Source organism: Streptococcus pneumoniae (genome assembly GCA_040719455.1).
GTDB classification, from domain to species: Bacteria; Bacillota; Bacilli; order Lactobacillales; family Streptococcaceae; genus Streptococcus; species Streptococcus pneumoniae_G.
In genome coordinates this window covers 548,986-562,421 of the sequence record JBFDTN010000001.1, presented here as the reverse complement: position 1 = coordinate 562,421, position 13,436 = coordinate 548,986, and the positions used below count along the sequence as shown (strand labels likewise).

At 35.1% G+C, this 13,436-nt stretch carries 14 protein-coding genes; 5 read left to right on the top strand and 9 right to left on the bottom strand.

The window, feature by feature from the left end; all coding sequences use genetic code 11:
* Nucleotides 1–4: 4 nt before the first annotated feature.
* From AB1I63_02565 to AB1I63_02545, 5 genes are all read left to right on the top strand, one after another.
* Nucleotides 5–1,129, top strand: coding sequence for a cysteine desulfurase family protein (locus AB1I63_02565; protein ID MEW4353771.1), 1,125 nt, complete (start codon nt 5–7; stop codon nt 1,127–1,129).
* Nucleotides 1,119–1,466, top strand: a complete 348-nt coding sequence (locus tag AB1I63_02560) for a DUF1831 domain-containing protein (protein ID MEW4353770.1) — start codon at nt 1,119–1,121, stop codon at nt 1,464–1,466. The genes AB1I63_02565 and AB1I63_02560 overlap by 11 nt, the downstream gene beginning before the upstream one ends.
* A 17-nt stretch (nt 1,467–1,483) precedes the next feature.
* Nucleotides 1,484–1,702 (top strand): DUF4649 family protein, encoded by a 219-nt coding sequence (locus AB1I63_02555; GenBank protein ID MEW4353769.1) that lies wholly within the window; start codon nt 1,484–1,486, stop codon nt 1,700–1,702.
* 328 nt (nt 1,703–2,030) lie between these two features.
* Nucleotides 2,031–2,675: a redox-sensing transcriptional repressor Rex gene (locus tag AB1I63_02550; GenBank protein MEW4353768.1), complete on the top strand. Its 645-nt coding sequence runs from the start codon at nt 2,031–2,033 to the stop codon at nt 2,673–2,675.
* Nucleotides 2,676–2,693: 18 nt separating this feature from the next.
* Nucleotides 2,694–3,386, top strand: a complete 693-nt coding sequence (locus AB1I63_02545) for a gamma-glutamyl-gamma-aminobutyrate hydrolase family protein (GenBank protein MEW4353767.1) — start codon at nt 2,694–2,696, stop codon at nt 3,384–3,386.
* Here the strand turns inward: AB1I63_02545 and radC are convergent.
* From radC to AB1I63_02500, 9 genes are all read right to left on the bottom strand, one after another.
* Complete coding sequence (gene radC, locus AB1I63_02540) at nt 3,383–4,063, bottom strand: DNA repair protein RadC (protein MEW4353766.1); 681 nt, start codon at nt 4,061–4,063, stop codon at nt 3,383–3,385. The genes AB1I63_02545 and radC overlap by 4 nt on opposite strands.
* Before the next feature lie 397 nt (nt 4,064–4,460).
* A complete protein-coding gene (locus AB1I63_02535; GenBank protein ID MEW4353765.1) occupies nt 4,461–5,672 on the bottom strand; it encodes a tyrosine-type recombinase/integrase in 1,212 nt (403 codons plus the stop codon).
* Nucleotides 5,665–5,916: a DUF3173 family protein gene (locus AB1I63_02530; protein ID MEW4353764.1), complete on the bottom strand. Its 252-nt coding sequence runs from the start codon at nt 5,914–5,916 to the stop codon at nt 5,665–5,667. The genes AB1I63_02535 and AB1I63_02530 overlap by 8 nt, the downstream gene beginning before the upstream one ends.
* Nucleotides 5,917–5,926: 10 nt before the next feature.
* Nucleotides 5,927–6,442: a hypothetical protein gene (locus AB1I63_02525; protein MEW4353763.1), complete on the bottom strand. Its 516-nt coding sequence runs from the start codon at nt 6,440–6,442 to the stop codon at nt 5,927–5,929.
* Nucleotides 6,439–8,385 (bottom strand): DnaB-like helicase C-terminal domain-containing protein, encoded by a 1,947-nt coding sequence (locus AB1I63_02520; protein ID MEW4353762.1) that lies wholly within the window; start codon nt 8,383–8,385, stop codon nt 6,439–6,441. Before AB1I63_02520 ends, AB1I63_02525 begins: the two co-directional genes overlap by 4 nt.
* A 237-nt stretch (nt 8,386–8,622) precedes the next feature.
* The gene (locus AB1I63_02515; GenBank protein MEW4353761.1) at nt 8,623–9,579 is read right to left on the bottom strand and encodes a hypothetical protein; all 957 of its coding nucleotides are present in this window, start codon (nt 9,577–9,579) and stop codon (nt 8,623–8,625) included.
* Between the two features lie 211 nt (nt 9,580–9,790).
* On the bottom strand, nt 9,791–10,792 hold the full coding sequence (locus tag AB1I63_02510; GenBank protein MEW4353760.1) for an Abi family protein: 1,002 nt from the start codon (nt 10,790–10,792) through the stop codon (nt 9,791–9,793).
* Nucleotides 10,793–10,997: 205 nt separating this feature from the next.
* Nucleotides 10,998–11,819, bottom strand: coding sequence for an ABC transporter permease (locus tag AB1I63_02505; GenBank protein MEW4353759.1), 822 nt, complete (start codon nt 11,817–11,819; stop codon nt 10,998–11,000).
* Nucleotides 11,820–11,833: 14 nt separating this feature from the next.
* Nucleotides 11,834–13,435, bottom strand: a complete 1,602-nt coding sequence (locus AB1I63_02500) for an ABC transporter ATP-binding protein (GenBank protein MEW4353758.1) — start codon at nt 13,433–13,435, stop codon at nt 11,834–11,836.
* Nucleotide 13,436: the final 1 nt, after the last annotated feature.

The window sequence follows — 13,436 nt, the reverse complement described above, 5'->3', positions numbered from 1 at the left end:
ATTTGTGATTTATTTGGATAATGCAGCTACGACTCCAATGTCAAAAAGAGCGATTGCTGCCATGTTGGAAGTGATGAATACCACCTTCGGCAATCCTTCTAGTACCCATCATTTGGGACGAGCTGCAAATAAACAATTACGAGAAAGTCGGCAAGTTATTGCCGACCTTTTAGAAACTAAACCCCAGCATATCTTTTTTACTTCTGGTGGGACAGAGAGCAATAACACTGTATTAAAAGGCTATGCACTGGCTCACAAAGACCAAGGCAAGCACATTATCAGCACAGCTATTGAGCACCATTCCGTACTTGAAACCTTGGAATACCTAACAGATGAGTTTGGCTTTGAAGTGACCTATATAACTCCCAAAAAAGGAAATACTCTCCAACAAATCAAAGAGGCACTGCGAGAAGATACTATATTAGTATCCACTATGTATGCTAATAACGAGACTGGACTTCTACTTCCTATTTCAGAGATTGGAGCATTACTCAAAAATCACCAAGCAGCCTTTCATGTAGATGCTGTCCAAGCAGTTGGGAAATTACCCATTTACCCAGAGCAACTAGGAATAGACTTTCTCAGTGCTTCAGCCCATAAATTTCATGGACCCAAGGGCATAGGTTTCCTTTATGCCAAACCCCTAGCCTTTCAAAAATTGCTCCATGGTGGCAGTCAAGAAGAAAAAAGACGGGCTGGAACTGAAAACCTTGCCGCTATTGCTGGAATGGCTACTGCCTTGCAGGAAGGGTTAGAGCATGTTCAAAAAAATTTAGATTATGTTTCCCAACTTAAGAAACAACTCTTGGACGAGCTAGCAGGTATAGATTTCTATCTGAATGAGAGTGGTGAAAATCTTCCCTATGTCATCAATATCGGCTTTCCCAATCAAAACAAAGACATGCTACTGTTACGACTCGATTTAGCAGGAATTGCAGTTTCAACTGGCTCTGCTTGTACGGCAGGAGTCAGCGAACCCAGTCATGTGCTAGCTGCCTTGTACGGTTCTGACTCCCCACGACTAGTAGAATCTATCCGTATCAGTCTTTCTGAACAAACAACCAGCCAAGAAATTGCAACACTGACGAATACTTTAAAAACAATTTTAGGAGAACATCATGGCATTTGAAACGACTATTCGCCTTAACGATTGCCCATGTACCTATCACTTGGGTGACAATGTCAAAAAATATACACTAAAAGACACAACTTTTACAGAAACAAAAGTCGGCAACTATGAATTAAGTCGCTTACTAGAAGAAGTTCCAAACAGCGGAGAAGGATTTTTATTGAAGATTATTATCAATAAAGACCTCTCAGGTGTCAAAATCAATATCACGGATAAATCTGGTCTTCGCTTGGTGAATATCTTCAAGTCAGATAAACACCACATCATCCAGACAAAATTCTTTTTCTTAATGGACAGCTTGATTGAGCGCGGAATCTTCACCAAAACAGAGAATTAAGAAAGGAGATTACTGCTATGATTAACCTGACCTACCTTGATGCCTACCAAGAGAAACGCACGGTTCAGTATGAAAACATGGACGCCTTTCTCCTTGCCTTGTCGGGCTGTGTGACAATTCCAGACTACTATCAAGTCCTTTCTGTCACAGAAAATGGGGAAACCATTCCTTTTCAAGGACGTATCAGTGAGCTTTACCACAGTATGCTTGCTTTTCAAAAACAAAGTCAAAAATGAGAATGGGACAGATGGTCCAACCTCATTACATTTTATAGATTTGACAGTTTGACGAAGTCTTGTCTGATTTGTAGAATGTTGATAAATTAATATTCTACAAACCTAGTCAACCTTGCGGAGGTAGGAGTAAACTAATCCACTGGATTCGTTTAGCTAGAGATTAGAAACAAGGGAGTGAGGAAAATCGATTTCTTTGAAATCACGATTGAGCCCCACTCCCATTTTTTCATTCTTTTTTGCTTGCGAATTTTTCACAATTTTTTGATTATAGTTGCATTTTTCACAAACTTTCTATACAATAGAATCAGAAGAATTTGGAGGGATCACTATGAAATCCGAAAAGAACACAACCATTCCTCGTGCAACAGCCAAACGTCTATCGCTTTATTACCGTATTTTTAAGCGTTTTAATGCTGAAAAAATCGAAAAGGCCAATTCCAAACAAATCGCGGATGCCATCGGAATTGACTCTGCTACTGTGCGCCGTGATTTTTCCTATTTTGGCGAATTAGGACGCCGTGGCTTTGGATATGATGTCAAAAAACTGATGAATTTTTTCGCCGACCTCTTAAATGATAACTCTGTCACCAATGTCATGCTGGTCGGAATCGGAAATATGGGGCATGCCCTGCTCCACTACCGCTTTCATGAGCGCAATAAAATGAAAATCGTCATCGCTTTTGACACCGATGACCACCCAGAAGTTGGAACAACCACACCAGATGGAATTCCGATTTACGGCATTTCCCAAATCAAAGAAAAATTAAGCCAAACAGACGTACGAACTGCTATTCTTACAGTGCCTAGTGTCAAGGCTCAAGAAGTCGCAACGATTTTGGTCGATTCAGGCATTAAAGGCATTCTCAGCTTTTCTCCTGTCAACCTGCAAGTACCAAAAGACATCGTAGTTCAATATGTCGATTTGACCAGCGAATTACAAACCCTCCTCTATTTTATGAAGAAAGAGGATTAGAAAAGAGATACAATCCACATGCGAAAACCAATTATCGGAATTACTGGCAATGAACGTCCCAATCCTGACGATGAATTTGCAATGATGAGCTACACAGCTAAAGGCTTTGTCGAAGGAGTCCGAAAAGTTGGAGGCGTGCCCATTATTCTCCCTATTGGAGATGAAGATATGGCTGAGGAATATGTGAGTATGATTGATAAACTTATCCTCACAGGCGGACAAAATGTTCGACCAGAATTCTACGGCGAAACACAGACCATCGAAAGTGATGATTACCTGCTTGCCCGTGATATCTTTGAATTAGCATTGATAAAAGAAGCTCTTAAGCAAGAAAAGCCCATCTTTACGGTCTGTCGTGGTACTCAGCTCTTTAATGTGGCGATGGGTGGCACTCTTCATCAAGACATTGAAGATCATTGGCAAGATACTTCTGCAGAATACACCACACAGCGCCTAGCTACTAAACCTGACAATATTTTGCGAGATATTTACGGTGAAATTTCTCACATCAATTCTTTCCATCACCAGAGTATCAAGGACTTAGCGCCCAACCTCAAGGTCATTGCCTATGATCCAAAAGATGAAATTATCGAAGCTGTCACGACCACAGATGGCACAGCCTTTCTAGGCGTCCAGTGGCATCCTGAATTTCTGTTTGACAATCGTCCAAAAGAATTAGCCCTATTTGATTACATCGTAAATCATCTTTAGAGCAAATCCGTCTCTTCTCGATAACTATAATACAATTTGTCTGCGACAATGAGGTGATCTAGTAATATAATCCCCATCATGTCGCAGGCTTTTTTGACATGTCTTGTTACATCATTATCATTTTGACTAGGCTTTACAGAGCCAGAAGGATGATTGTGAACCAGGATGACAGAGGTTGCCATGTGCTTAATGGCATAGTGAAGAATTTCTCTTGGCTCTGCCAAACTCCGTGTCGCACTCCCGATAAAAATCGTCTGTTGATGAATAATTCGATTTTGAGGATTCAGATATAAGGCAACCAGATGTTCTTGCTTTTTATAGCCCAACTCCTGCTGCATTTTCAAAGCTAGGGCTTTACTACTAACAATCTGCTCCTTCTCAATCATCTCTGCCTTGCAAATCCGCCGTCCTAGCTCCATCATAGCCTGCAATTCAATGGCCTTAATAGGACCAATCCCAGGGATGTTTTTGAGCTCTTGTAGGCTCATCATACGCAAATCTGCTAAACTAGATAAACGAGTCAGTAATTGTTGGGAAATTTGAAAAACTGTTTCTTTTCGATTCCCTGTTCGCAACAAAATAGCTAATAATTCTTGATTGTTCAATGCTTCTGGCCCCTGCTCGACCAGACGCTCTCGCGGCAAAATAGAGTCTTCTTTTAATGAAATACTATACATAAAAACCTCCTTACTACTTTATTCGTAGAAAGACCAAAAAACCGCTACTGCTTACAGTAGCGGTTTTAAGCGTGACTATGAAACTTGATTGAACTTAATAGAGAAACTTCTTTATTTCCTTATTCTTTCAAATAAATGACAGTTAGAAGCTCTCTAATAGCCATCAGCTTAGCTGATAGTTTTCGTATCTTTCACTTCCAGAAAAACTAGCTTGAAGGTATAATAAACACCCCCACAGTATTCTGTGGGAGTGCCTTAAATGAAAGTTTCCGATTTTATAATCACCTTAACTAAACGAAAAGACTATAAATTTAGGATTTCAATTCTAAGTAATCAATAATTGATTATTTAAGAGTAAGAATTGCGCTATGTCTATAATTGCTTTAGTACCAACGTTTTACATAGATGCATTTTCGTTGGCGGGGAATTGGCGGGAAGTTGCTAGTAGTCCGACATCCTGCAATACCTTTGTGATTTCTTTTCCACCACTAACTCTTTCACGATCATATAAGTGAGAATATGTGTTCAATGTAGTTGCCTTATCTGTACGACCTGATCGAGCGGATACATATAAAACATCTTTTTTCAGAACATTTATCATAAACGAATCGTGACTATGTCTTAAACCTTTACCAGTAATAATGGGTACATTTGCTTTAAGTGCATGACGCTTCAACATGCGACTTAATGTGCTTTTATCCATTGGACTAGAAAATCTAGCAAGTACATAATCATCATCAGAGCTATATACTTGAACTGATCTCCAACTTTTCAAAACCTTAATTGTTTCATCATCAATTTCAATGAACCGCATACCTGCACGAGTCTTGGTTTGCTCTTTTCTTACATATTGTCCATTCCCCTTATACTCAAGAGTTGAACAAATATGAATAATTTGTTTATCGAAATCAATGTCAGACCACTGGAGACTTAGACCTTCTGAAACACGCATTCCCGTCATGAAATATAGCCACGTTGCTGTATAGTATTGACGTTCTTCATAATTCGATAAATCAAAAGTATCTAATACCTTCTGCAATTCATCTAGTCGCCAAAATGTCGTTTCTGGTCTCTCTCCTCTAGGATTATCCAAATTTTCACAAGGAACTTTATCAATATACTCCAATCTTTCTGCATAGCGTAAGCACTGCTTAAATTTACACCATAGACCTTTGGCATAATTAGGAGAATATCTGTCAATTAATTCAAGACGATACCGTTCACAATCACGGACAGTTATTTCTGACAATTTCTTGCTACCAAATCTATCAATAAATGTTTGATATTGTGGTGTAGCAGTTCGATATGTCACCATTTGTACTGACTTTTTATAATATGGTAAATATACCTCTTCCATAAATTGCCTGAACGTGATATTTTTATCTTCATAGTCATCATTAGACTGACTGTACTTTGATATATTTATTTCTGTGCGAATGCGACAAGCTTCATCAAATGCTTGTTTTTCAGTCTTGAAATCATTGCCAAATTGGTCCTTATACGATTTTTTTCGAATACGTTTTCCCGTTTTGGGATCTGTTCCAACTTCAATCTCATAAAAGATCTTTCCCTGATTATTTCGTCTTATACCTCTATATTTTTTACTCATTTTCTTGTTCCTCTCTAGTTGAAAGCAACTCAAAACCAAGTAATTTCTCCACTATATATCTAGGAGCAAGATCTAATCTTACATTCTCAAAAGGCGATTTATTTAATTGTATCATATTATCCGAAAAAGCTCTAGCATCTTTAAATTCTTGGACAGCAATCGCTTTAGCTTGTTTAATAATATCACGTGCAGTATGTTCAGGAAATCCAATATCCATTAAATTTTGATGTCTAACTGTCTTCATACTTACCTCCTTATTCCGATAAATGTTTCAACATCATTTCATGTCTTTTAATAGCATTTTCAATTCTCATTCTATCTTTTAAATTTACTTCTTTTGAATATGCTAGTTTTAGTTTTCTCAAGCGTTCTAATACTTCGTCATATTCTAATTCTTTAGCATCATCTAACTTAAGGCCAAATCCATGAACTGTCATCAATGTAGATCTAGTCTGTTCATATAAATTACTATCATTAGTAAGTATTGAAAGTGATGACATGGCTTTCAAAAATAAATGATAAATGCTGATACCTTCTTGCAGACCTTTTATAATTTCAGCAATGTGGGAAGCACTATCAACTTTATTTTTCAAATACTCTCGATTTATTTTCAAAGCCCTCTCTAGTTGAATCTTTCTTATATCTGCATCATGTTGTAAATCGAATAAACTACTTTCAACTGTAAATTTAGAATCTAATTGAGCTTCACTACGCTTGCTAGCTTTTTTAGTTTCTGACAAAGCTTCAAGTTTCGAAAAATCAAAATTCATCGCGCTCTCCTTTCATGAAAATAGTTGAACATAGAATAAAATTCAAGTTCCATCTTGGTTCCTGTTCGTCCATTGCGATTTTTTAGAACAACTACTTCTATTTCCCGAGGATGTTGCGCCTTTGCATCATTAACATCAAAGCTTGATTCTCCTACTCCTTTAAATTGCAATCCCATTAAAACATCACTGGAATATTCAATAGCTCCACTTTCCTTAAACGACTGCATACTTACAGGACTTGTATAATTTTCACGATTAAAACTCGAAATGGCAATTAGAGGTATTTTAAAGTCTCGACTGATTCGTTTTAATTCTAATACAGCTCTATCCGTATTTTGCTTATCGGTGGCTCTTTCATTCAATGGAGCAAGGATTTGCAAATAGTCAACTATGACAATTGGCCTATTTCCAGTGAAATTGTAGTGTTTAGTAACAGTATCTCTAATTTCATTAACACCTATGTTACCAATACCTTCAATAATAAAAAGATGCTTCGCATAATCACCATATTTTCCAACAGCAGAACTAATCAGTTCACGTTCTATCTTGCTATAATTGGCATACTTGCTTCCTACTGTGATACCTCTAACAGTCTTAGCGTTTCTCATATCGCCTCCAACATTAAGTATTTCTTTTACAGTATGACGACTGATACTTTTAGCCATAATTTCGCTACGAGCCATTTCAAGACTAAAAATTAAGACATCGTAGCCCTGCTCTGCTATTTGATCCGCTATTTGAGTTACGAGTGTAGTCTTTCCAAGTGACGAAATCGCACCAACGACATACAAGCCTTCGTATAATCCTCCATCTAGTAAATTATCAATTTCATCAAATCCTGTAGGAATAAATGGTGTATTTGTACTCTCTGCAACACCGTCCATAAAATCTTGAATAAAATGCTTTGTTGCTAAATCAAGATACTTCTCTTTCTCAGTTTTTGCACTGTTTATTGCTTCTATAACAAATGTTGTAAACAGTTCTCTATTTTTTACAAGCATCTCATTCGGATCTTTTATATCTTGTGTCATAAGATTTGCAACAATAAAACTAATATTTTTTTCTGTCAAATGTTTTGCCAATATTTCAGTTGTTTCTCGTCCTTTAACATCATTATCAAGCGCTAGAATTAGTGGACGTTGAAGTTTTACTTTCGTTACTGCATCCATGAATTTGTTTACATTGCTAGTGCTTCCTAAAGCTACAGCTACTCCACCTACTTCCATTATGCTAAGAGCATCTATCTCTCCTTCGACAACAAAAATCGGTTGTTCAAGCTGTTGATTCAATACTTTAACATTAAATAAATTGTTACCACCCACCTTACTTTTTATATAAGGTTGTTGAAATTCCGGTATTACATTTCGAACATCTCGTGCAAAGTAACTTGTTTTACTTGTCGGTATTATCAAACGCGGGCTTCCAGATACTTCTTTTTTCACATTCGGATGTTTCCAATTTGAATCATAGCCAATCAAAAACTTGTTCAATATCTCATCACTCAATCCACGTTTTTTTGCATAATCTGTTTCTGAAATACGACTATGTGCTTCTTTATAAAATTTTGTATAATCAACTTGTTCATTTTCTTTCATTAACACTTTCTCATTCATTACTTTACCTCTTTCTTTTTTTATAAATTGATTCGAATCATGTTCAGAAATATCTATATTAAAAAGTTCACTTGCACGTTTCAACCTGCTTGGAAAATCATCAAGTCCTTCTACCAGTCCAATCAAGTCAAAGATATCTCCGCTATTACCACATGAAAAACATTTCCATCGTCTACCATCGTTCTGTATCGCGAAGGCACCAGTCTTATTCTTTCCAGTACCACTGCCACATGAAGGGCAAGTATACCCTTTTCTATTCCCCTTAAAACTATGCTCTGTTAATCCTTCTACATAGTTTACGAGTTTATCTTTTATTTGATCAATAACCATCCAATTGCTCCTTCCCTGTAAAATAAAAACCGGCTTTTTATTTTACAGGATATATTTTAGCATGTCACCAAATTTTCAAATTTGGTGGCAATGGTCATTAATAATATTATTAGTATTGAAATTTTTGAGTGCCTATAAATGCAGCTGCAACAAGCATTAAAAATTTTTTTACCTCATTAAAGTTACCCCTATACCTCATCACAGTTACCCCATTTCCTAACTAAATATACCCCACTACTAATCAAAGCTAGCCAACCCATACAATGAAAACTTAATCTTTGACTCTTTAAATATGTGATAACTTCCAAAATTGTCAAGCTGTTCATCAGATAGTTCTAAACCTTTTGAATTACAATAATTCCACTTTTCAATAATCTTATGTTCCACTAAAAGATCTAGTACTTTTTCTAACTTATCTGCAATTCTTTCCGTCCACGCTCCGTTTCCTATTCTAACGGTTTCAATATTAGGAATATCGGGCGCTATGTTCAACAAACTTTCAACGCTAATAATTTTATGTGTTCCTTTTTTTATATTATTAGATATACTTTGATGTAAGGCTAGTTTTCGGCCGATAACATAAGCATTACTGTTACGTTCATCTAACTTCAATAGTGAAATTGGATACTGCATAATGTAAGCGCTCAATAAATATCTTGCAAATATTTCTGTAAATGTAAACGTAAATACACTATTTTCACATTCATAACTTTGACAGATTCGCATCTTTTTAAAACGAACTATCTCAGCACCTCTTTTTTCCTCAGTTTCCAAAGAGAAATTATAAATTATATCTAACGTTTGATTAATAACTCTTCGAACATTTTTCTTTGTAGAGGCGCTTCGAGGATTTACCTTTCCTAAAAGAATTGCATATTCTTCTATTGAAAATTGAATGTTTGGATTTATCTTTTTTTTTTCACTAACTTTATATTGATTCTTTTCTGCTAATTTAATCGTCAAAAAGTCGAGCATTTTCATTACACAAACTTTGAAACAATGCTGATTCAAATAATTTTCAACGAATAATAATCCTGTTTTAAGTTCAAAAGTAGCTTCATCGTTTAGTAACGGATTTATTCTATTTGGGGCTTGACTTGCTTTAATACTAACTAACTCATTTAGAGTAGGAGCATTAAGTATTGCTACTATTTCTGAATTCTTTTTTTGAATATTTTTTCTGGCTTGATTCATAACAATATCTTTCTTGATTAATAAATTTGCAATCATCAAATTTCTAAAAAGACATCAAAAAAAGTCATTAACATATTTGTTAATGGCTTTTTTAGAAACTGATTATTACAAATGAAGTATGCCAGAAAAATAAAATTTAAAACTTCGTTTGTCATAAAAAAGCAAGAGCTACTTTAACAGCTCTTGCTTTCTACTATTATTTTGCTATCTGCTACTCATCAATCCATAAAACTTGTTTCCAATTACTTGGAAAACCAATTTTACTAGCCAATATGATAGCAGGATTTCCTATCATATTAGCCTCTAATGTTATCAAAAAATGATTCCAATCTTGAATAAAAATAGCAGAATGATACTGAATCAAATTTTTCATTGCTAATAGATAAGCAAATAAATCTTTATTATGGGTTTTCTGCTTTTTAACCATAGCATTTCTATTTATTTTCCTTAAATCACTTGAAAAGAAACTTGGTGTGGCTACTGTAAAATTTTGTCCATAAAGACGTAAATGATGAGCAGTTCTATTTCTCATATACCAAACAGCAGATACCCAGCCAAATAACTTACTCTTAATCTCCTCTCCGTGAATTTTGGGATTGATAATATTTTTAGAAAGGAAAGCAGACTCTATCCATTGTTCTCGAAAATCCTTCTTTAAAGAACTGATGAAACGAGTTGTCTCTCCAAAAGTCATTTCTTGAAACAAAACCCAAATAGGGAATTTCGAATTTTTATTAGAAATATGATGTTGAATGGAAAGACTTTGGTTTTCAGACAAATGTTTTTCTATGATTTCAATAAATTCTTGATACAATGCTTCTGTTTCATAAATAGATTCATCCAAATAACATTCTCCTTTTTGATAGTCTCCGGTATATTGACCACACAGTGACTCAATAAAAGTTGCTTTTATGAACTGCTCTAATCTTCCAGAAAAATTAAAAAGAGAATGAGACAACCATTCATTAAATTCATATAAGGTAACTGCTGCTTGAAACTTGCCTGCTAATATGTTATTCGGTACTTGCTTCACAAATACAGAAAAGGAGTAATAATTATAGCAACGTAGAAAATCCTGAGCCAACTCAATTTCCTTTTCGCTCATTGCTAATTTTTCTGATAAATGTGTAATCAAGGAATCGAGAGGGAAAAATGCTTTCATTTCTCCATTCAAATCCTTAGATAATTGCACACGCCTATCTGATGATGACATTTTTATCTTCCTTCTATAAAAAAATGACTCCAGTTGCTATGAAACAGGGAGCAAAAGGAGTGCTTGTGATTATATTTTATATCAATCTTTATAGTTTGTCAAATTAATTAGTTAAATTTATCGTGCTTCAATCTTTCATTCAAACTATCAAACATGTTGAATATCAATTGACTTTAAAAATTTTCACCTATTCTTATCCTATTCTTTAATCACGTGTATCATGTTCAACAGATTTCAAACGTTTCATTGAGAGATATGAAAAACCGACTGAAAAAATGATTAGAACTAGGCAGCAAAAGAAAATTGGATATGGATCTCCACCAGCTATTCCTACAAAATCTGTTTCCAACTTATTTTTAGAACTAGCTAGATACAGTAAACCATCTAAACTAAAACGGCTGATTGTTGCATTCGTTAATACTGCTAGTAGCCCTTCTAATTCAATCTGACCTGAAAATAGAAATTGTAAAAGAAGTGTGAACGGCATGATTACCATAGCTTGCTCTATATTTTTAACAATCGAAGACAATAAAAGCCCTAAAGCATCCGCTGCATAAATCGTTAAAAAAATAGTCAAAAAATAAGCAACATATCTAAAAATAACAAAACTACCAAATCTTTCAAGAGAATCAATATCTGATTTATAGAACAAAAGAATAATTCCTGTAACTATTAAAGCCTCAACCAAAACAATCAAAGCTTGAAAAATCATATGTGCGGCAATATACGCAGATAGTTTCATTCCACTCCGATATTCGTGCTTAACAATATCACGCTCTTGACAAATTAAGGTAATAGAATTAAATAAACCTATCCAAATACAAGCACAAGTAACAATAAAGGATGTCTGATCAATCTTAGATGATATAATCCCTCGTGAAAATCCCTCTTCACCTGATACAAGACACGCAATTAAAGAAATTACTAAAGCACTGATAAAAGTTGTCCATCCTTTTGTATGAACGAATCCTCTCTTAAATTTTCCTAAATAAACTAAAATTTGCTCTCTATGTGATGCATAGTTCATAAATATCTCCTTTACTATTTTGAAAGAAAATCAGCATACTTATTTATATAGTAATCAGGTCTTCTCTCTATTTCTGCAACAACCAACTCTAACTGATCTGTTTCAAAAAAGGCAAGCGTATCTTCGACTGAACCATAAAAAGCCAGTTTCCCACAGGATTCCTGCTCACTTTTAGCTAGAACTACAACTTTATCAAAATCCGAAGGTGTTCGATCTGGATTATGAGAAATGACTAAAATGATTTTACCTTGATTAGCAATATTTCGAAGACTAGACATAATAGAACGAGCATTGCTACCATCTACTCCAGAATCTGGCTCGTCTAGTATAAAAACAAGTGGATCTGAAATATATTCTGTCGCAATACTAAGCCTTTTCTTCTCCCCACCACTCAATTCCGACACGAGGCTGTCTCTCTTTTTAGATAGACTAACCGTGTCTAAAACAGAATCAATCTTTTCTTTTAGCAGTACATCATCTCTAACAAAATCTCTAATGAGTTTCATCTCAGCAGCATTCTTAATGGTCATGTAAACTGTATCTTTTTCTCGATGTAGGCTAAATTGAGGTACATTAGCAATCATTCGCTTCACTTGCTCAAAATCATTATAGATATTCTTATTTCCTAATAAAATAGTGGCATCTGCTTTTTCACTACCCATAATCGCATTAATTAGTGTAGTTTTTCCTGCTCCAGAACCACCTAGGATTAAAACCATTTCTCCAGGTGATACTGAAAACTGAATATCTGATAGCAAGAGCTTAGTACCCGCTCTACGTTCTCTTATATGAACGTCTAAATGGCTATCAATACCCTGCGCATAGACATTTTCCATGATAGTCTCTGTTTCACTATCTTTCAGAGGAGCTTGAAAAATCAATTTATCTTCCATAAGTAAAAATAGTCTATGATTATAAGATAATAAATCATCAGGTTTCAATCTAGTTTTTTCGTTCCTAGATACTTTATTGATAGTTACCTGATCCAAAGCAGTTGGCATCACAAAAATATTCCCTTTTTCATCAATATCAATCTGTTCGGGAATTAACTCTTGAGCTAAATCACTAGTCATATCAACTATTTGCCACTCGACTTTCTCTTGATTCATTATACTGAAGATGTAAATAGTGTCTACAATTTTCAAATGGTCGCCATTTACAAAATAATGCTTTTCCCCTTGTGGTAATACTGTTGCATTAATGGTCACGGGGTGATGAATATTACAATAGTAATATCCTCTAAGATCTTTTCCGATCGTACCTTTCCTATCCGACAAAAAGATATCGTCAATTTTTTGTGTCTCCACTCCATTTTTCGATAGAATGAACATGAATGGAGAAATATTTGAAACTAAAACTTCGTCTCCCTTATCTAGTTGATGAGAAACGGTTGTTTTGACCTTCTCGGTAAATTTATTAAAGATACTTGATTTTGATTGAAATGTGGGCTTTGTTTGCACATCCTCATGATCAAATAAATCATTAATTGAGGCAGATAAAGTGATCTTAGAACCAGTGTTATTAACCATTTCGCCACAATTTGCACAAAAAGTCCAGCCAATACCAATATCTTTAAAACAAGAAAAACATTTTTTCTGTAATACATACTTATCCATA